The 21008-nt window shown below is 44.0% G+C and carries 18 protein-coding genes; 7 read left to right on the forward strand and 11 right to left on the reverse strand.

The features are described from left to right. Nucleotides 1–7: 7 nt before the first annotated feature. The 5 genes from CXF72_RS13580 to iolE all read right to left on the reverse strand — a co-directional run bounded on the left by CXF72_RS13580 (nucleotide 8) and on the right by iolE (nucleotide 6379). Complete coding sequence (locus tag CXF72_RS13580) at nucleotides 8–880, reverse strand: 5-deoxy-glucuronate isomerase (RefSeq protein ID WP_101039605.1); 873 nt, start codon at nucleotides 878–880, stop codon at nucleotides 8–10. 141 nt (nucleotides 881–1021) lie between these two features. Further along, nucleotides 1022–2017, reverse strand: coding sequence for a 5-dehydro-2-deoxygluconokinase (gene iolC, locus CXF72_RS13585; protein ID WP_101039607.1), 996 nt, complete (start codon nucleotides 2015–2017; stop codon nucleotides 1022–1024). A 9-nt stretch (nucleotides 2018–2026) separates the two neighbouring features. Next, nucleotides 2027–3202 (reverse strand): Gfo/Idh/MocA family protein, encoded by a 1176-nt coding sequence (locus CXF72_RS13590; protein ID WP_101039609.1) that lies wholly within the window; start codon nucleotides 3200–3202, stop codon nucleotides 2027–2029. A 292-nt stretch (nucleotides 3203–3494) separates the two neighbouring features. Continuing rightward, nucleotides 3495–5366: a 3D-(3,5/4)-trihydroxycyclohexane-1,2-dione acylhydrolase (decyclizing) gene (iolD, locus tag CXF72_RS13595; RefSeq protein WP_101039610.1), complete on the reverse strand. Its 1872-nt coding sequence runs from the start codon at nucleotides 5364–5366 to the stop codon at nucleotides 3495–3497. Between the two features lie 119 nt (nucleotides 5367–5485). Continuing rightward, nucleotides 5486–6379: a myo-inosose-2 dehydratase gene (gene iolE, locus CXF72_RS13600; protein WP_101039612.1), complete on the reverse strand. Its 894-nt coding sequence runs from the start codon at nucleotides 6377–6379 to the stop codon at nucleotides 5486–5488. Between the two features lie 561 nt (nucleotides 6380–6940). On the opposite strand from iolE, the gene CXF72_RS13605 reads away from it, so the two are divergent. The 3 genes from CXF72_RS13605 to CXF72_RS13615 all read left to right on the forward strand — a co-directional run bounded on the left by CXF72_RS13605 (nucleotide 6941) and on the right by CXF72_RS13615 (nucleotide 9949). After that, nucleotides 6941–7891 (forward strand): sugar ABC transporter substrate-binding protein, encoded by a 951-nt coding sequence (locus CXF72_RS13605; protein ID WP_101039614.1) that lies wholly within the window; start codon nucleotides 6941–6943, stop codon nucleotides 7889–7891. A gap of 86 nt (nucleotides 7892–7977) precedes the next feature. Beyond that, nucleotides 7978–9168, forward strand: coding sequence for an ABC transporter permease (locus CXF72_RS13610; protein WP_101039616.1), 1191 nt, complete (start codon nucleotides 7978–7980; stop codon nucleotides 9166–9168). Nucleotide 9169: 1 nt separating this feature from the next. Continuing rightward, on the forward strand, nucleotides 9170–9949 hold the full coding sequence (locus CXF72_RS13615; protein WP_101039618.1) for an ATP-binding cassette domain-containing protein: 780 nt from the start codon (nucleotides 9170–9172) through the stop codon (nucleotides 9947–9949). A 457-nt stretch (nucleotides 9950–10406) separates the two neighbouring features. Here the strand turns inward: CXF72_RS13615 and CXF72_RS13620 are convergent, their stop codons facing one another. The 3 genes from CXF72_RS13620 to CXF72_RS13630 all read right to left on the reverse strand — a co-directional run bounded on the left by CXF72_RS13620 (nucleotide 10407) and on the right by CXF72_RS13630 (nucleotide 14585). Next, complete coding sequence (locus CXF72_RS13620) at nucleotides 10407–11591, reverse strand: acetyl-CoA C-acetyltransferase (protein ID WP_101039620.1); 1185 nt, start codon at nucleotides 11589–11591, stop codon at nucleotides 10407–10409. 592 nt (nucleotides 11592–12183) lie between these two features. Continuing rightward, a complete protein-coding gene (locus tag CXF72_RS13625) occupies nucleotides 12184–12966 on the reverse strand; it encodes a phytanoyl-CoA dioxygenase family protein (RefSeq protein WP_101039622.1) in 783 nt (260 codons plus the stop codon). Between the two features lie 203 nt (nucleotides 12967–13169). Next, complete coding sequence (locus CXF72_RS13630) at nucleotides 13170–14585, reverse strand: aminotransferase-like domain-containing protein (RefSeq protein ID WP_101039624.1); 1416 nt, start codon at nucleotides 14583–14585, stop codon at nucleotides 13170–13172. Between the two features lie 197 nt (nucleotides 14586–14782). Here CXF72_RS13630 and CXF72_RS20305 point away from each other — a divergent pair, with 197 nt between their 5' ends. Together CXF72_RS20305 and CXF72_RS13640 are read left to right on the forward strand one after the other, a co-directional pair. After that, entirely contained in the window at nucleotides 14783–14971 is a 189-nt protein-coding gene (locus CXF72_RS20305; RefSeq protein ID WP_101039626.1) for a DUF1127 domain-containing protein, read from the forward strand. Between the two features lies 1 nt (nucleotide 14972). Further along, complete coding sequence (locus CXF72_RS13640) at nucleotides 14973–15596, forward strand: LysE family translocator (protein WP_101039629.1); 624 nt, start codon at nucleotides 14973–14975, stop codon at nucleotides 15594–15596. Between the two features lie 50 nt (nucleotides 15597–15646). Here CXF72_RS13640 and CXF72_RS13645 read toward each other — a convergent pair whose 3' ends face one another. Next, nucleotides 15647–16645 carry an NADP-dependent oxidoreductase gene (locus CXF72_RS13645; RefSeq protein WP_101039631.1) on the reverse strand — a complete coding sequence of 333 codons (999 nt, stop codon included), beginning with the start codon at nucleotides 16643–16645 and terminating at the stop codon, nucleotides 15647–15649. Between the two features lie 246 nt (nucleotides 16646–16891). On the opposite strand from CXF72_RS13645, the gene CXF72_RS13650 reads away from it, so the two are divergent. Continuing rightward, nucleotides 16892–17800, forward strand: a complete 909-nt coding sequence (locus CXF72_RS13650; protein WP_101039633.1) for a LysR family transcriptional regulator — start codon at nucleotides 16892–16894, stop codon at nucleotides 17798–17800. A gap of 462 nt (nucleotides 17801–18262) precedes the next feature. Continuing rightward, a complete protein-coding gene (locus CXF72_RS13655; protein WP_101039635.1) occupies nucleotides 18263–19135 on the forward strand; it encodes an MYG1 family protein in 873 nt (290 codons plus the stop codon). Nucleotides 19136–19410: 275 nt separating this feature from the next. On the opposite strand, the gene phoU is transcribed toward CXF72_RS13655, so the two are convergent. Together phoU and pstB are read right to left on the reverse strand one after the other, a co-directional pair. Beyond that, on the reverse strand, nucleotides 19411–20130 hold the full coding sequence (gene phoU, locus CXF72_RS13665; protein ID WP_101039639.1) for a phosphate signaling complex protein PhoU: 720 nt from the start codon (nucleotides 20128–20130) through the stop codon (nucleotides 19411–19413). Between the two features lie 26 nt (nucleotides 20131–20156). Beyond that, nucleotides 20157–20984, reverse strand: coding sequence for a phosphate ABC transporter ATP-binding protein PstB (gene pstB, locus CXF72_RS13670; RefSeq protein ID WP_101039641.1), 828 nt, complete (start codon nucleotides 20982–20984; stop codon nucleotides 20157–20159). Nucleotides 20985–21008 lie beyond the last annotated feature (24 nt).

Genomic DNA, 21008 nt, shown 5'->3' on the forward strand with positions numbered 1-21008 from the left:
ATCCTTTTTATTTAAATTTGGCGATCATATCCTTGATACCAGGAATGGTTTCCACTTGATATTCGTGGTGCGGGTCAAAGTGCTGAATCAGGGATTTTGAGGTCTTGCCGACGATAATAGTAAAGTAGTACATTTCATAGCCAGGCGCTGCTACGCTTGGGTGATAACCTTTATCGATAGCAATAACAGAGCCCGTACGGACGTGGTAGACAGGGCCGAAATCATCTTCGTGTTCATACAGGAACTGCGCACCAAAGCCAAAATCAGGATTAAAACGGAATTGGTAAACTTCTTCGTAGAGTGTCTCTTTACTGCCATCTGCTTTGACACGATCCTGATCGTGTTTGTGCGGCGGAAATCCTGACCAGCCACCAGCACCGACAGTAAATAATTCACTGACCAGTAGACGACCACGTTTATCCGCATTAGATTGGCCTAGTACGTGCTTAATTTTACGGTGGGTTTTTGTGTCATCGGAGCCATACTGCACCATATCAACACTATCGGCACGTTGGCAGAAAGGTTCAAGAGATTCTTCAAAGCGCCCGCCGCCAATCATCACATCGGCGCTTTCACTGACACAATCGATGTCCGCAGTATAACCAAGCGGTACATAAACGGATTCAGGGTCGCCTTCCCATACCGACGCACGTTGACCAATATTATCAAATATAACGGCGTCATCCTGGCCATTACTGACGGTGATACGGCAGGTACCACCGGCCAACACTATCACTGACTCATAACCTTCGACATAATGCTGATGCTGCTCGCCTTGCTGGAGTCGCACCTGATTAAAATAACACAGTGGCGTGACGTCATCCTGTACATCGACGATCGGCTCATTTTTATTATTATACGGGGGAATATGTTTACCCATGGTGATTTTCTCCTTACGGGTTAGCCGCGATAGCGGCCTAACCAAGATAGTTTTGCTGTGAATGAAATGACGAATCTGAATAATATGTAAATATTGGATCGACCGTCGCACCGTAAACAGGCGGCGGGCTTAAATCTCATTTTAAAGGTTCAGTTCTCTCGTTGAAATAAATTCAAACAGCTGTTCGAAGCTTGGCATGGCTTCAGTACAACTATTGCCGCTGACGTTAATAGCTGCAGCGGCAGAGCCGTTCTTTACACCCTCTTCGAGTTCACCGCCGTTAACCAGTGTCCAAATCAAGGCACCCGCAAACGAGTCGCCAGCACCAAACGGCTTTTGAACATTCACCGGGAAAATACCCTGCTGAAACTTGTCACCATTTTGGCAGTAGACTTTTGAGCCAAGTTCACCCGCTTTGATAACAACGACTTGTGTATTGGATCGCAAAAAGCGTTCACCGGTTTGCTGGTCATCTTTATTACCGGGTGCCAATACCGTTTCCATCATGTCAAATTCTTCTCGATTACCGATCACTATGTCCGCCAGACCAGCGGCAATGCCGTAATAAATAGAAGCATCGGTATCGGTGCGCCACGAATAAGGGCGGTAATCTACGTCTAACACTACTAGGGTATTACTGCGCCGAGCATGGTCCATGGCAATTAACGTCGCTTCGCGGCTTGGACTTTCCGATAATGCGGTGCCGGTCACCACCAGCACTTTTGCACTGGCAATATACTCAGGATCAATCTGTTCAGGCTTAATGGTCAGGTCCGATGCGTTATTACGGTAGATAAGTACGGTACAGTCAGTCGCTTTCATTTCCGCAAAAGCCACCGAGGTACGTGAGCCGGATCCGTCGGTCATCATTCCATCAAGGTTTATGCCCTGCTCGGTCAGGTAACGGCAAACATACCCCCCGAATGCATCGTCAGCAACGCAACCAATAAACCCGGTTTTACCCCCGAGTTTACTGACCGCGACGGCAATATTGGCTGCAGAGCCGCCAACAAACTTATCAAAGCCCGAAATATCTGCCATATCCGTGTTTGACTCACGGGCGTAGAGATCCACGCCCGCACGACCTAATACAATGGCATCCAACGGACGGTTTTGCTCAACTAAAATCTTTGTCATACTTCGCCCCTATTTATATTCAACCCATGCCGCATTTTGGTCGGCTGACTCTACGCACTTCTCACACAGACGCACGCCTTCAATACCCGCATCAATTCCCGGGAACCAAATTGCAGCAAGCGCTTCCTGGTCATCACGGTTTGCGGCATCAAATGCCAGCGCAAAACGGTGGTACAAGTTTGCCCAGGACTCAAAATACCCTTCCGCATGGCCGCCACCGACACGATTTGCGGCTACCCCGGAAGCATCTTGGTACAAGTAGCCCATACCACGCTCTAAAACACGTGGCGCCTCGCCTTGAATTTCATAACGCAGTTGGTTTGGTTGTTCATCCCACCACTCGATAGAGGCAAGCGAACCGACAACCCGAATTTTTTGCTGATGCATTGCGCCGGCATTGACTGCCGATGCCCATAACGTGCCCACAGCGCCGCCTTTAAATTGCATCATCACGTGGGCGTTGTCCTCGAGTGGGGTGCGTGAGGCAATAAAGCTTTGACGCATGCACGACAGGCGATCCACCTGCAGACCGGTGATGACTTCACATAAGTTGAATGCGTGCGTACCGATATCACCCAGCACATAGGTTGGACCCGCGACAGCTGGGCTGACACGCCACTTCAATGACGGATCGTTCTTTTCATATTCTTCGTTATGGAAACCGTGCGCAAACTGCATATTAATCACACGAATTTCACCCAGATCGCCGCGCTTAACCATTTCACGTGCTTGTTGCACCATTGGAAAACCACTGTAACCATACATCACAGCAATCACTCGATTGTGCTTGGCGGAGAGGGCCTTTAGCTCCTCGGCCTCAGCCGTTGTGAAGGTGATAGGTTTTTCACACACCACATGTAAACCGGCTTCAAGTGCAGCTTTACACATTTCATAGTGAGTCGAATTAGGGGTTGCAATGGAGACCGCCTGAATGCCGTCTTCGCGCAGTGCTTCAGCAGTAAACATTTCCTGGTAATTGTTGTAGCAGCGATCCGCATCAACCCCCAGACTGGTACCAAAGTCGCGGCAACGATCAGCGTTCAAATCAAAGGCACCGGCCATCAGCTTGAACAAGCCGTCCCGCTGCGCTGCGTTACGGTGTGAGTAACCAATTTGGCTACCACGACCGCCCCCGATCATGGCCCAACGTATGGGTTGTTCAAAGTGAAATTCTTCATTAAACATAATTTTTCCTCTCTAATACACAGCAATATCAATCATCATTGCTGCGCTGAATATAAATATATTACGACTTAATAGTGATGCAAAAAAAAACGACAAAAGCCAACAATCTTAGTGGCTTAAATAAACACTAAGCGGATGGTTTTACTACTGCCCGGACTGCTAAAGCAGTTCAAAATCGTTGCAGACGATGCGCTAAAGAAAGACTATGTCCTGCAAATCACGCTTTGTTAGTGCGCATTTTCATCAGTAATATTGGATCACTTGATTAATTTGCTATTATTAAAGGCTTAACTCAGACACCACGACGCTGATCTGCCCGGCCTTCTTCCCAACCAGTCACTATCTGAGCAGTTTTATCATTCCGCGTCACTTCCGGTAAACCCACTTCCCACCAGCAATCGCAGGTAGACCATGTCGCTGGTGATACGGGATCGGTATCAACAACAATCACATAGGTACGATCAGCAGCTTTAGCGCGGGCAAAGGCGGCATCAAAGTCATCAATTGAGGTCAGTTTTTCGCTGATCGCACCTTGGGCTTCAGCGTGCTTAGCGAAATCCACACGGGCCAGTTCACCCACTGGACGACGGCAATCTGCCAACAAATTATTGAATGAATCGTTGCCTGTATTAGTCTGCAGCTTGTTGATGACGCCGAAACCACCATTATCACAGACCACTACAATCATCTTGTGTCCGGTTAATACCGATGAGTAAATATCAGAGTTTTGCATCATGTAAGAGCCATCTCCGACTAATACAACCACATCGCTATCCGGGTTAGCCATTTTCGCGCCCCAGCCCCCCGCAATTTCATAGCCCATGCAGGAATAACCGAATTCGATATCAAACTTACCTACTTGGTAGTTCTGCCAGTTCATGGAAAGTTCAGCAGGCAAACCGCCCGCAGCGGTCAATACGGTGTCGCCTTTTTCCATTGAGCGGTTTAATTTACCAATCACTTCTGCATAGGAAGACATGCCCGGTAACAGATCACCTTTTTGAGGATGAGTACGGCGCTGGACCAGGGCTTTCCATTCGTCGGTTTCTGCTTTCGCTTTATCGGACCAAGTATCGGCCGCAGACCAGTCACCCATTAGCACAGACAGTTTGGTCATAGCGGTTTTTGCATCAGCTAACACGGGATAAGACTGATGTTTGATAGCATCGAACTTCGCCACGTTAATGCTGATAAGTTTCATCTCGGGGTTTTTGAAGACAGTCCATGAACCGGTAGTGAAATCTTGTAAACGTGTACCGATAGCCAGCACCAGATCCGCTTCGTTGGCCATGTGGTTGGCAGAGTTAGACCCTGTCACACCAATCGGTCCGGCGTTTAATGGGTTGTCCTGCAGCATGGTTGCACGTCCGGCAATGGTCTCTACCACAGGAATATTGTGCTTACCCGCAAAATCTGCCAGCGCATCGGTAGCCTGAGAGTAATGCACACCACCACCTGAAATAATCAGCGGTTTCTTAGCCTTTAACAGCATTTCTTTCGCTTCTTCAAGCACCACCATTTCAGGCTCCGGGCGGCGAATGCGGTGCAGCTTGTCGGCAAAGAAAATTTCCGGGAAGTCATAGGCCACACCTTGAATATCCTGCGGTAAGCCGAGGAACACAGGGCCGCATGTGGCAGGATCAAGCATAGTATCGAGCGCTTGCGGTAAGGTACTCATCAGCTGAGAAGGGGAAATAATACGATCCCAGTATCTGGTCAATGGCTTAAAAGCATCATTTGATGTTACCGACGGATCTTCAAAGTTCTCCGGCTGTTGTAAAACAGGATCCGGCAGACGGCTCACATAAGCATCACCTGCAATCAGTAATAGAGGCAGACGGTTAGTATGAGCAATACCTGCAGCCGTCACCATATTTGTTGCACCCGGACCGATAGAGCTTGAGGCAATACCGATACGACGACGCTGGTTAGCTTTAGCGTAGGCAATGGCAGCGATTGCCATGGATTGTTCATTCTGGCCGCGCCAAGTCGGAATTTTGTTCTCAATATTTTTTAATTGCTGACCCAAACAGGTCACATTACCGTGACCAAAGATTGCAAAAGCGGCACCAAAGAGCTGCTCTTCTTTTCCATCAATTTCAATTTTCTGTGCTGCAAGGTATTTAGCAAGCGCTTCAGCAACAGTCAGACGTACAGTATTCATATTATTCCTTAATCTTCGGTACACGCAATGATGACTTATATGGCTAGACTGCACTCTGCTCTGTTCGCGCAGTCAATTTTTTTATCGGGAGCAGTTACACTCCCCTTCAAAGAGCCTGATTACAGGCCGTATTTATTGGCGTAACCGCTAATATTTTTATAAGCTGTTTTGGCAAATTCCAAGGGGTTTGCTTTGGCAGGATCCTGCTCGGCTTCGACCAATAACCAGCCCTCATAGTCACGATCTTTAAGTGCAGCAAAGACATCATCATAATCGACATCGCCGGTACCGGGCACGGTAAAGACACCATCAAGCACCGCATTTAAAAATGATTTATCGGCATCACGAGCGGCTTTCATCACACCTAAACGAAGATCTTTAAAGTGCATATGGCCGATACGGTGACCCCAGCGTTTGATCATAGTAACGGGATCGGCTCCGGCGTAAGTAAGGTGCCCGGTATCCAAGGTAAGATAAACAGAATCACCGGTAAGCTCCATAAACAGATTGATATCGTCTTCCGTTTCACAAATGGTGCCCATATGATGGTGGAAAGAGAGCTTAATAGCGTGCTCATTCAAAAGGTAATCCGCAACCGTGGTCATTTTTTTTGTATAGTCTTTCCACTGATCCATGGTCAGAATAACGCGCTGCGATAAGGGAAGATTAATATCACCATGAACTGAATTACTCACTTCGCCATAAACCATGGCAGTACAACCCGCGGCTTTAAGTAATTTGATATGTTCCTGCATAGCCGCTATTTCTTGATCAGCCGTTAAGGTCATCAAGTTACCGCTGTACCAGCCAGACGCCAGCACTAAACCATAGCTTTTTAATAAAGGAATAAGGATTTCAGGTTCGCGGGGAAATTTAGTACCCAGTTCAGTACCAGTAAAACCTGATTCTGCTATCTCACTCAAACAGGTTTCCAATGGAATATCGCCACCCAGTTCCGGCATGTCATCGTTAGTCCAGGTTAAAGGGCTGATCCCGTATTGCACTTTACTCATAATTTTTCTCCACTCTTTTTCATCTCTGTTTTAGGACGGTAGATTGACTGCCACTTAATGTGAATATGCCTTTTATACAACATATCAATAGCATCACTTCAATCTTCACCAACTGTTACTTAATTCAAAATCAATATAACTCAATTAGCAGGAAATGAAAAATATTTTTCAGTGATGCAAATCTTCTTTTGTAAAATTAACAACACCAGTACTCATGGGCAATAACGCCTAAAGAGAAGATTCACCAAGAACCAATAAAGCAATAAAGTCAATTAAAATCAACATGTTATACAATAATCTCATTTTAGGGGGGATTTGCCATAATTTGAACTAGTTAACATTTTTGCAACAAATTGCTTTTTAGCTATAGCCGAAGCCCACGTGAACATTTATGATGAATCCATCGCCAAGTGAAAATAATTTTTCAAAGTGTATTTCAATTATGATAAAAAAAACACTAGCGATTAATTCGGAACAATGCTCAGACCCTAGGATTTTATTAAAGCAACACTTTTGAGTAAGGTTCATTTTTAAACCAAAAGTACCATCAGGAGAATATTGATGAAAAAATTTAAACTACTAACCACTGCGGCACTGACTATGGCACTCGCTGTGCCCATGGCGCTGACATCTATGTCTGCGAGCGCAGAGCGTTATGTACTGGTAAGTCATGCACCGGATTCTGACAGCTGGTGGAACACCGTCAAGAATGGCCTTGCATTGGCGGGTAAGCAAATGGATGTTGAGGTTGAATACCGTAACCCGCCAACGGGTGACTTGGCGGATATGGCCCGCATAATACAACAGGCAACGGCTTCAAAACCCGATGGTATTATCACCACACTTGCCGATTATAACCTGCTTAGCGGCCCAATCCGAAATGCGGTCGACCAGGGTATCAATGTCATTATTATGAATTCTGGTACACCCAAGCAAGCACGTGATGTGGGCGCATTGATGTTTGTTGGTCAACCTGAGTATGATGCAGGTTTCGCCGCCGGAGAGCGTGCTAAAGGTGATGGTGTTAAGTCATTCCTTTGTGTTAACCATGTTATCTCTAACCCGGTAGTCGCTGAACGCTGTCGTGGTTTTGCAGAAGGTCTTGGCGTAGAGCTTGGCGATTCGATGATCGACAGTGGACAAGATCCTGCTGAAATCAAAAACCGTGTACTTGCTTACTTATCAGCCAACCCTGATACCGATGCAATCATCACCCTTGGACCGACTTCAGCTGATCCGACTATCCTGGCATTAAAGCAAAATGGTATGGCCGGTCAAATTTACTTTGGTACATTCGATTTGGGTGCCAACATAGTTAAAGCCATTAAGTCTGGCATCATCAAATGGGGAATAGATCAACAACCCTTCCTACAATCTTACCTACCTGTTGTCATCCTGGCCAACTATGACCGTTACGGCGTATTACCAGGCAATAACATCAACTCAGGACCTGGTTTCGTCACCAAAGATGCACTGGGCCTAGTTGAAAAATATGCGGGTGAATTTCGTTAAAATATAACCCATATGGGCGGATCACAACTGTGTCCGCCTTTTACCTCAAACTATAATCTTTTTTTGAAAATTTTAGAGGCCAACAGATGATAGAACAAACAGCTTCACAATCCATATCAAACTCAACGCCAGATGAGCCTCAAGCAACCGAAAAGCTGGATGAGCCTCAAGCAACTGGGAAATCCGACGAACGTGTCAAAACGAGGTCAAGCTTTCGACAAGCGCTTATTGGACCTGAATTAGGCGGCATCTGCGGGACTATTTTAGTGTTTGTCTTTTTTTTCCTGACTGCCAGTGACTCGGGCATGTTTTCAGCCGCAGGTGTTATGAACTGGTCGGTTGTGTCGGCACAATTTATTATTATCGCCGTCGGTGCCTGCCTGCTTATGATATCCGGTGAATTTGACTTATCGGTCGGTTCAATGATCGGTTTTAGCGGCATGTCAATCGCGCTGCTTGCGGTTACTTTTGGCTGGCCGGTATGGCTTGCTATTATCACAACATTCATATTGTGCATGGCAATAGGTGCATTAATTGGCTGGGTGGTAACCAAAACCGGGTTACCCAGTTTTATCGTCTCCCTGGCATTCCTGTTTATTCTCCGTGGACTTACTATTTTCGCCGCTATCGCCACTACTAATAAAACCATTGTTGGCGGAATAAGAGTTGCTGCCGAAGGTGACTGGCTTGCTCCTCTATTCGGTGGAAAAGTATTCACCGGCGTGTTTCAATGGATGGGAAATCAAGGCTGGATCGATACTTTCTCAGGCGGTTTAAAAAAAGGTCAACCCGTTGTTGAAGGCATTCCAATGTTGATGGTATGGGCTTTTGTGCTGGTATTATTTGCTCATTTTCTGCTCACTAAAACAAAATTTGGTAACTGGATATTCGCCTCCGGTGGTAATGCACAAGCAGCGCTTTATGTCGGTGTGCCGGTTAATAAAGTCAAAATTCTAATGTTTATGTTTACCGCCTTTTGCGCCTGCGTTTTTGCCACCTCACAAGTGATGGAATTTGGTTCTGCCGGTGCCGATCGTGGTTTATTAAAAGAATTCGAAGCGATTATCTCAGTGGTCATCGGTGGCGCGTTACTGACGGGTGGTTACGGCTCTGTAATAGGTGCGGCACTCGGGGCAATTATCTTTGGTGTAGTACAACAAGGTCTGTTCTTTGCTGGCGTAGAAAGCTCGCTATTTAGAGTATTCCTCGGCACTATCCTGCTATTTTCAGTGATACTGAACACTTATATACGCCGCATGATTACAGGGGAGAAATAACATGAGCAAAGCAATCATCGAAATGAAGAAAATCGAGAAGCACTTTGGTTCAGTGATCGCACTGTCCGGCGTTTCCCTCAAGGTAATGGCCGGCGAATGCCTCTGTCTTTTAGGAGACAATGGCGCGGGTAAATCAACTTTCATCAAAACCATGTCCGGCGTGCATAAACCCTCGCTTGGCGAAATTTATTTTGATGGCAAGCCGATGAATTTCGACTGCCCACGGGATGCCATCACTGCGGGAATAGCGACGGTTTACCAGGATTTAGCGATGATTCCGCTAATGTCAGTCGCTCGTAACTTCTTTATGGGCAACGAGCCAACCAAGAAAATAGCCGGCATTAGTTTCTTCGACCACAAGCACGCCAACGAAGTTACTATGACCGAAATGAAGAAGATGGGCATCCACCTGCGATCGGCGGATCAAGCCGTTGGTACGCTGTCGGGTGGCGAACGCCAGACGGTCGCGATTGCTCGGGCCGTTCATTTTGGCGCTAAAGTGCTGATTTTGGATGAGCCAACCTCGGCACTCGGTGTACGCCAAACCGCCAATGTACTAGCAACGATCGACAACGTCCGCAAACGGGGTATAGCAGTAGTGTTTATTACTCACAACGTGCGCCATGCAATGGCGGTAGGTGATCGCTTTACGGTACTCAATCGCGGCAAAACCTTGGGTACCGCCAAACGCGGAGAAATCACCCCCGAAGAGTTACAGAACTTAATGGCAGGAGGACAGACATTAGCATCACTGGAAGGTTCGCTCGCAGGCACAGTTTAGAACCCAATCAGACACAATAGACGCAGAACATTTCAGTCCTGCCTCTATTGTGTTGCCGTTAGCATTTAAAATGCATTCATAAGCTTAACCATATCCCCCCGATAAGTGAATGCTGCCCCCTTCAACATGATTGAAATTCAGAACAGCTTTTCAGCGAGCTTCCCAAAGAGCACAAGCCCCCCGGTTATTATTAAGTTTTTTACCCCTTTAGACTTTCAATATCATGGCTGAAACCTGTAACTTGCAGATTTTCGCGTATTGATTGTTAAGCGTATATACCCATGATACTTCAAGATGCAAAGTCAGCAGGCGCGACGGAACAATAGATTTTTTCCATCAACGCCTGGTGGGATTATTTTTGGTGAGTGGTTAAGTATTTTGATAAGTTATCACGCACTCAGCTCAGCAGAATGCCACGAAGGTTAACCTTATGATTTTAATTCTATAATCTGCCTATTTATCTGTTTTCGTTTTCAACAATAAGCGCAACGCCTTGACCACCGCCGATACACAATGTCGCCAGTCCGTAGCGTTCTTTGCGCTTAGTCAGTTCGTGAAGCAGGGTGACCAGGATGCGTGCACCGCTCGCACCGACCGGATGACCCAGCGCAATTGCGCCACCGTTTACATTGGTAATAGCAGGGTCTAAACCTAAGCCTTTTATAACCGACAGGGATTGAGATGCAAATGCTTCATTCGCTTCTACCAGATTCAAGTCTTGAACTCTCAGGCCGGCTTTGCTCAGCGCTTTTTCCGTGGCCGGCACCGGTCCATATCCCATAATCTCAGGATCAACGCCTGCCGCACCTTGCGCACGAATAGTGACCATGGGTGTTAACCCGAGTGCCACTGCTTTGTCTTTACTCATCAGTACAAGCGCAGCTGCACCATCATTTAGACCCGATGCATTTGCGGCGGTCACTGTGCCCTCTTTTTTAAAGGCAGCACGTGCTTTACTGATAGCCTTAAGTGTTGCGCCGAAACGGGGGAATTCATCGCTATCAACAATAGTATCACCACGGAGATTTGAAATAGTATGCGCAGCGATCTCATCTTTAAATCTGCCGGATGTTATTGCTGTTTCTGCACGGTTTTGAGATTGAAGCGCGTAGGCATCCTGCTCTTCGCGAGATAGTTGGTATTTTTCCGCTAAATTTTCAGCGGTAATCCCCATATGAAAATCACCAAACGCATCCATTAAGCCGTCCTTAAGTACAATGTCAGTCAGTTGAGAGTGACCCATTTTCACGCCTGAACGGTGCGAATCGAGGGTATGTACTGCGTTAGACATAGATTCGGTGCCGCCGGCAACGACGATTTCTGATTCGCCTGTTTGAATTTGCAGCACTGCATCCATCACCGCTTTTAATCCGGATCCGCATACCATTGAGACAACATTGGCGGTTGCCTGATCGGGAACACCTGAAAATTTAGCTATTTGGCGAGCGGGATTTTGACCAAGCCCTGCTGAAAAGACATTACCAAAAATCAGATTATCCACTTGTTGCGGTTTTACATTTGCGGCATCTAAGGCAGATTTTACCGCTGTGACAGCCAGATCGATTGGTGATATGTTATTGAACACACCGAGATAAGAACCAATTGCGGTACGTTTTGCACTTACGATTACTACATCTTTCATGAGATTACCTTCGTTTAAAATTGTTAAAATTCAGTGACATCATTCTCTTCAGTACCTTGAATTTTAAACATAATGATTCATTGATAGCGGGAGGATGTCTGTCGATCAGGTTTATTTTGTCCATAGCTCTATTTAGAATATTTTTCTGGAAGCTATGATCACAGATCCTCCCGTCCTAATAGTGATGCCATTTTCCGTTCAGTAGATCTGCCTTATTGGACTGCAGTTAATGTTACTAAAATGTTAATGCCATGTTACCTTATCGGAACATCACAATTAAAATGTTCCATGCATAATAGGTAAAAATATTGAGGGGAGATCAAATTTGTGATTTGTGATACTACTTTAGGGCTGTTTTTTGCAGAAATAAAAGGGGCTTATTATAGATCGAAAATAGACTGAAAAAATTTATCATCACACATGCTTACAATGTGTGATCATTGTAAGTAAGCGCAACAGCTATTAATCTAAAAAACTCAGTGATTATAATGGTTATGGGTTATGTACCTCAGCATTTTTTATTCGGATAATTCGCTGTCGATCATAAATAAGGAGGAAAATAATGATCTGAGCACTGATTTTTAGCGAAAAATCAAGCCTTAGACTTTAAGTGAATAGTATTTAAAAATAACCTTGGATCGGCAATTTTATCCAGCATTGCTGTATCGGGCAAACAGTCGTCATCCACATAGTCGGCATAATCACCTGCTGAATCAAACACGAGAATATCCAATGCTAATCTATCTAAGCCGTATCGACCACGGTGGATCATATCAGCCGAAAAAACTAACAAGTCGCCCGCAGCTAGTTCAATTTTATGACCGCTAGAAAGGTTGTCACTGCTCACCCTGCCCTTTATTTCTTCCCGAACATTAAATTCTTCATCACTGTCCCAGCGTTTATGGGATCCCGGTACCAGCTCCATGCCGGGTTCATCAAATAAAGGCACTCGAAGATGTAATACCTGCGTACCATGAATCACTTTCTTTTGGTCTTCAATATCATAATCATACTGGCAGTCTCGATGCCAAAAATCTTTTTGCTGAGGATTCACAGGATCAAAGAATAATTGGGTATTCATAAAAGCGGGATCAGCCGCCATAACTGACTCGACAACATCCATTATTTTTTTTGAACTGATAAAATTAAACAGTTTCACTCGATCATCAAACGCTAAGTACTGACTGCCAGTGATTAAAGAAGAATTAAACGCTTCCTCGCGATAGAAAATGTCGTTGTCATCTTTCCATGACCCATGAAATTTTAATATTACCTTTCTAAGCGATGATATTTCAGCCGCATTAAAATAATTTCTAATGACAAAATAACCTTGTTCATCATAAGTAGTTTTTAATTGACTTGGATTAGCTAGCATTAACGACTGTTACCTCAATTTATTTAATAGAAAGGATGTAGAGCACCCTTTCTTTAACGACCTGTTTTTTGCCCGTCGTATAATAACCGGAAAGTAATATTAATGACATTAAATAGCGAATCAATCTTACGGGTTAAAATAGGTTATTTTTGGTTTAAGTATTAGTCAAAAAAATTCCGATTCAGATCAATTGTGGATTATTGTTAATCAGTAAGTTGTTTATTGATATAAGCTGCAAGCTGGCGGATCCCGTGCTCACGTTCGGCTTGTGTTTTTTCACTAAAATTAAGACGCATACAATGGCGGTATTTTCCGGTTGCAGAAAACAAGGTACCGGGGGCAATACTGACTTCTCCCTCATTGCACTGAGAGGCTAATTTTACAGCATCGTATTGTTTATTTAATTCTACCCATAAAACATAACCTCCCTGCGGAAAACTGATGCGAGTGTCTTTTGGAAAGTATTGTTTAATGCACTTTATAAAATGGTCTCGACCTTGTTTATAGAGCAGGCGCACTTTACGCGTATGGCGGTTATATCCGCCTGACTGAATAAAATCTGCTACCGCTAACTGCGGCAATGTCGGGCACATTGAGCTACTGACATATTTAACGTGCGTCACTTTATCGCGATAACGCCCCGGTGCTATCCAGCCGACACGAATGCCGGGAGCAATGGTTTTAGAAAATGAGCTGCATAATAACACCCGGCCATCTTCATCAAATGATTTAATGGTTTTAGGCCGCGGTGATTGATAACTGATATCACCGTAGATATCATCTTCAATAATGCAGATATCGTAGCTTTGTGCTAATTGATAAAGGCGTTTTTTATCCGATTCGAGCATGCTGTATCCCATCGGGTTATTCGCAGTAGGTGTCACTAAAATAGCTTTAATGGGCCATTGTTCAAGTGCTAATTCTAATGCTTCTAAACTTAATCCCTTTTCAGCATTGGTTGGTATCTCTATGGCTTTTAAATTAGCGGTTTTGATGGCCTGCATTGAGCCATAAAAACTGGGTGATTCAACGGCGACAATATCACCCGGCTCAGTCACCGAGCGTAAACAAACCGATAATGCTTCCTGGCAGCCAGAGGTAACAACCAGATCATCGGGGTGTAATACACAGCCGGAATTGGTCGCTAACTTGGCAATTTGTTCACGTAACACCGGCGCACCGGCGATATTGCCATAGGGTAAACTGAGTGCAACTTGGTGGCGCATTAATGAAGACATTTTTTTTAATAATGGATTTAAGCTTGGCATGTCCATGTTGGGCATTGCATGTTGTAATTGAACCGTGGATACATCTTCTTTAGCGAGCAGTACCTGCAATACATCCTGCCATTGTGATACCTCAATAGGGCGTTGTGCAGGTCGGGAGGTGACCGGCAAGACAGGAGATGCGGTGATATAAGCAACAAAATAGCCAGATTTTGGACGTGCGTCAATTAACCCTTCCATCTCAAGTTGGTGATAGGCTTGCTGTACCGTTGAAATGCTGACCTTATGCGCGGCAACGAGCTGACGAATAGAAGGCAGTTTATCACCTGCTACATATAACCCGGCATGGATATTTTCACGTAAAACATTAGCAACCTTGTCGTATAGCTTCATATTTTAATTACCCTGTATTGTCTGTTATTGCATACTATCGAAAAAAACCATGATTTGCCATACAGATCACTATTAAACACAGCATACAGGCTTTTATTTGTACAGCCTGTATTCTTAAAATGTATTTTTTTGAATCTGTATTGATGGTTTTATTTATTTAGAATGGTGATTCAATGACTTATCAAAGGATCGTTATGATGAATATTAGCAATAGAGTAAGGCGTTTAAGCAGTCGCTATCGGACCCGACAACAACTGCGTTGTTTACCTGAGCATCTTTTAAAGGATATTGGGAAAACCAGACAAGATATAACCAAGGAGCTTAATAAAAATACTTTGCCCAGTCTTATTTCTCTGTGTTTGCGACATGTTAGAAAAGGAGCTTGATATGGAATTCTCTTTGTTATTGGCTATTTCGCTGTTTGCTTTTGTTATGTCGGTGACACCGGGGCCGAACAATATAATGTTACTGGCATCGGGTGCCCAATTTGGCTATCAAAAAACACTGCCTCATATTTTTGGTATTTTAATCGGCATTGCCAGTTTGCTGGTGTCGGTATTATTGGGTTTTGGCATGATCTTTGAGCGCTACCCTGCCCTTTACGATTTATTAAAAGTGCTTGGCTCTTTGTATCTATTTTGGCTTGCCTGGAAAATCGCGACAGCCTCTGTTGAACCAATAGCAGTTAATGCTTCTCAAAATAACACCGAGCGAAATAAAACCAAACCCATGACATTATTCAGCGCCGCAACCTTTCAATTTGTAAATCCTAAAGCATGGGCGATGACGATTGGCAGTATCAGTAGTTTTACCCTTACGGGCGAACGCTATATTGAATCAGGTTTGTGGATAATGCTCTGTTTTGCGATCACCGGTTTTATCGCGATCAGTTTATGGGCTTATCTTGGCGTGAACATCGCGCAACGATTGACGACTACAAAACGTAAAAAAGCCTTTAACTATACGATGGGGGTCATGACTATCGGGACACTGTTTTTTATATTAAATTGAAGGTTGCAGCGCTTTGCGTGGCAACCTTTAAAGTTAGCAAAAACAAACAATTAAAGCTGAACGATCAGCTTTCCTTTGTTTTCACCGGTGGAGAATAAGTTCAGACCTTCAATGGCAGACTCTAACCCTTGTAATACATGCGAGCGGTGTTTAATTTGTCCTGCCATGACATAGGGGGTTAATTTTTCTAACAACTGCGGTACTTGATGGAAGTGATCCGGCATAGTAAAACCTTGAATGCTGATACGACGTTTAATAATATTTAACCAGCTTGGACCTAAATCTGGCACGTCGCTATCATAAGCTGAAATTAATCCGCAGACGACCACACGCCCATGTGCATTAATACGATCAAAGATGAAATGCTGGATTGGGCCACCGGTATTTTCAAAGAAAAGATCAATGCCATTCGGTGCCGCTTTTGCCAGTTGCGCGTCTAAATCATCACTTTTGTAATTGATTGCGGCATCAAAACCCAATTCATTGACTATCCAGTCCGCTTTTTCCTGGTTTCCGACCACCCCAATCACCCGCAGACCTTCAGCTTTGGCGAGCTGTCCAACGATTGAACCGACTGAGCCTGCAGCACCTGTCACAATAAGTGTTTCACCTTTTTTAGGCTTGCCCACGTTAAATAAACCTTGTACTGCGGTTAAACCCGGTAATGCAAATACGGATAAAACACTTTCATTAGGTAATGGAGCCGTTACTTTATTTAACCCTTGGCCATCACTTAAAAAATACTCCTGCCACCCCATCATACCCAGAACCCGATCACCCACTTCAAAATCAGGATGGTTACTCACTGCGACTTCACCGATGCCGGAACTGCGCATCACCTCACCCAATGCAACGGGCGGAATGTAACTGTTTAGATCAGCGTTCATCCAACCGAACATGGCCGGATCCAGTGACATATGCTGTTGTTTTACCAGAAACTGCCCTGCTTCGACAGTCGGAATTGTTTTTTTAACGACTTCAAATAATGATGAGTCAATAGGGCCGCCCGCAGGACGTTTAATTAAATTAATTGCAGTAAATGTTGTCATAGTTATATTCCTTTAAGAGATGCAGTCGCTACCTGATGGTCTCATTATGGCTACTTTAAAGGGTGAGATATATCCCCTAATTTGCCTTTCTTTATTGTTATAAAGACAATAATAGGTCTATGATCTCTGGCTATTTAGATTATCTATTAATTAGCGAGACTATCATGAAATTTAGGTCTCGTTAAATCAGCCATCGTTAAGCTAAGTTAGCGCTAAATAAACTATCGTGAAAATAAGGAAATGACCATGGATCAGTTACGTGCGCTTAAATATTTTGTTCAAGTTGTTGAAACGGGCAGTTTTACTAAAGCGGCGGCGGTATTTTTTGTGCCACCGTCATCACTTTCACGGCGTATTGCAAATTTAGAGAAAAGTTTGGGCGCCACTTTATTAAAGCGCTCAACCCGGGTGGTCACCTTAACTGAAATAGGACAGCGTTATTATCAGCAAGTGAGTGAAATTATAAGATCCCTTGAAATAAGCGATGAATCGGTGCGTTCTTATCAAACAACACCAATGGGGGTATTAAATATCAGCTCAACGGTTGGCTTTGGTGAGCAGATTTTATTGCCGCTATTAGATAAGTTTGCTCTCTTATATCCTCAAGTGACTTTAAATGTAAATTTAAGTGATGAATTATCAACGCTGGCAAGGGATGAAGTTGATTTAGCCATACGCGGCGGTTATGCCCCGGATCAGCGGGTTATTGCCATTAAATTAATAAATAATGATTTTATTCCTGTGGCTTCTGCAGCTTATATAGATAAATTTGGTTACCCTTCTGATGCGCTAAGTTTAAAACAGCATCGAGGTTTGTATTTTAAAACGCCGGCGGGACCAACACCCTGGTTATGTGAAATAAAAGGTCAGTGGCACGATGTCTCAGCGCCGCCTTTGTTAATGACCAATAATCGCCATTGGTTATTACAAAAAGCGCTTGCAGGGGCAGGGATGTTAATGATGCCTCGTTGGGCAGTTGCAGATTATTTAGCATCGGGTGAACTCGTTGAGTTAACCGTAAAACCTGCCTTAACGGTGACCAGAAATCCAAATTTAGGCATGTTTTTATTGTATCAAAAACAACGTTATCAGGTACCTAAGATTAAAGCCGCAGTCGATTTTTTGGTAGCCAGCATTAGGGATAATAAGCCGTAAGGCGGGAAAGCTCGAAAGCTGGAAGGCTAGAAAGCTCGAAGCTCGATGCTCTAAAGCTGTTAGCCGCCAGCCCGCAGCTCGAAAACTCGAAGCCCGAAAACTCGCAGCTCGAAGCTCGCCTTCCAGCCCTAACGCCTTAAAGCCCAATGCTTGCAGATCTTTTAGGTTTTAAAAATCAGCTATTTTTGTAAGCCGTCTTCCTATAGACTCCTCCCTGTGATTTTCACTTATTTAATACCAATTCCACTAATTAGATGTTCTATTTAGGCGCCGGAAAAACGCATGAAAGCAAGGCATTGATTGCAATAACTAGTTGTTCTAATTATAAAATTAATAACGAAGCTAGCATGTGTTTTAACAAGCATAAATGGGCATGAATTTAATGGATTTGGTATACTACTTCAAAAACACCACAGTTTAACCGCCGACACCTTCTTATCCCTTTCTAAAATGACACAAAAAATGAATAATATAACGATAGCAACTCACAACGGTAACTTTCATGCAGATGATGTTTTTAGTATCGCTGCCCTTAAAATGATTTTTCCTTCTTTTAAACTGATCCGCACACGCGATTTAGCACTTATCGGCAAGGCAGATATTGTGCTGGATGTCGGTGGTGAATATGATCCCGAAGCAGGCCGTTTTGATCATCATCAACGTGGCGGTGCAGGTGAGCGCGAAAATGGTATTCCCTATTCCTCATTTGGTTTAATTTGGAAGAAATATGGCTTAGAAATATGTCAGGATAATCAGGACGTCGTCAATGCGGTTGATGCAGGCCTGGTATCAAACATTGATGCCATAGATTGTGGTCATGTCGAAGGTGTTTCTAAAGGCATCAGCCTTAGCCAAACTATTTCAATGTTTAACCCGACCTGGCAGGAAGAGAGTGACTTTGATGCCTGTTTTGATGAAGCGGTTGATTTTGCAGTACGCGTTTTAGCCCGCTTTATAGCCTCTGCTAACGGCGGCATTAGTGCGAAAGTCATTGTAGCTGAAGCAATTGATAATGCGCTTGATCCAAGAGTGATTGTATTGGAAAAATATACCCCGTGGAAAAGAACGGTTCACGCCTTATCTAAGGAGGCGTTATATATGGTATTCCCCTCTCAGACCGGCGAATGGAGAATTCAAACAGTCCCTGTTGAACCAGGTTCATTTGAAGACAGAAAATCGCTGCCAAAAGAATGGGCCGGCTTATCCGGTAAAGCACTGGTCGATGTAACCGCTATTGATGATGCTATGTTCTGCCATAACGGGTTATTTATTGCGGGTGCAGAATCATTTGCAAGCGCGATGAAAATGGCCACCATGGCACTTCAAGAAGATTAACATTGCGTGGTGATTTTTTATAGCAAACCTAAAGGTATTACCACAGAGGACACAGAGGCGCTGCGCTACACAGAGTAAAGACGAAAATAATTATTTGTAGGGTGCATTCTATGCACCGCAAGCATTGGCAATTGGTGCTGAAGCGCACCCTACGAACTACCATCGAGGGCAGCGCTACACAAAGTAAATATAAGTCCGCGTACACAATAGAATTATCCAACCGCTTTCTATTGAAGGGGATGATGAAATTAGGTCATGAACATATCAAGCATATTCTAAAAGTCTTTTAGGGTCTGCTTTATCTGTTCGACACTAATGTGGCGCACATCTTTTCCTTTGACTAAAAAAACCACATACTCGCAAATATTTTTACCATGATCACCTATCCGTTCGAACGCTCGAGCGCACCAGGTGATCCGCAGAGAATTTTTTATTTCGCGGGGATCTTCCATCATTTTAGTGATTAACAGCCGCGAAATATTGTCAAATTCTATGTTTATCTGCTCATCCTGTTCAATAACCTGCAGCGCTGTTTCAATATCCAGGGCCGCATAAGCTTTCATTGCCTGATGCAGGTTGGCGATAACCGCGTCGCCTAAGTGTTTTAATTCATTAAATTGGCGCGGATTTTGTTCGGAATTAATTATTTTTAACGCATTACGTCCTAATTTTGTCGCTTCATCACCAATACGTTCAATATCGGTGATAGTTTTAATAATACAGATAATTAAACGCAAATCACTTGCAGCGGGTTGTCTGGTGGCAATAATATGGGTGCAGGCCTCATCTATCTTAATTTCAAATTGATTGATTTTCTTATCATGATCAATTACCTGCTGAGCAAGCTCTGTATTCGAGGTGAGCAGGCAATTCAAACCGTCTTCAACTTGTTTGATCACCAATTCACCCATTTCAATGACTAAGTAACGGATCTGTTCGAGCTCTTCGTTATAACGTTTAGATATATGCCCAGTAATATTTAAATCAGTTGTCATCTTATTCTCCTGCGACTGGTTTCGATTTAACCAAAACGGCCTGTTATGTAGTTTTCAGTCAGTTGATGCGAAGGGTTAGTAAAAATGTGATCGGTACTACCGACTTCAATTAAACTTCCCATATGAAAATAAGCAGTCGTTTGAGAGATACGTGCGGCCTGCTGCATCGAATGGGTCACAATCGCAATCGTGTATTTCTCTTTTAGTTCATCAATTAACTCTTCAATAATGGCGGTCGCAATCGGGTCAAGTGCCGATGCGGGTTCGTCCATTAATATAATCTCGGGACTCACCGCTATCGTTCTGGCAATACATAAACGTTGCTGCTGACCACCGGATAATCCGGTACCCGATGAGCTTAAACGGTCTTTCACTTCCTTATACAATCCCGCTTTTTGTAAACTGGTGACAACTATTTCATCGAGATCATCTTTAGATGCAGCCAGGCCATGTATTCTTGGACCATAGGCGACATTGTCATAAATAGATTTAGGAAAAGGGTTGGGCTTTTGAAAAACCATGCCGACCCGCGCACGCAATAATACCGGGTCCATTTTTTTATGATATATGTCCTCACCATCAAGTAATAAACTGCCTTTAATCTTGCAGATATCAATAGTGTCATTCATTCTGTTTAAACAACGTAGAAAGGTTGATTTACCACAGCCTGATGGCCCGATTAACGCGGTAACCTGATTACGCGCCAGGTCGATACTGACGTTTTTTATCGCTTGTTTATCATTGTAAAACACATCGACATTGCGCATCGACATTTTAGGATCGTCGGCGAACACATTACCGACCGTGTGCTCTATCTCCATTCCATCTGTTAATGATTTAGTTTTTATTGTCATTTTCTTCTCGCCTTGTCTGTATAT

Origin of the sequence: Psychromonas sp. MB-3u-54, assembly GCF_002836415.1 — a bacterium.
GTDB lineage: Bacteria > Pseudomonadota > Gammaproteobacteria > Enterobacterales > Psychromonadaceae > Psychromonas.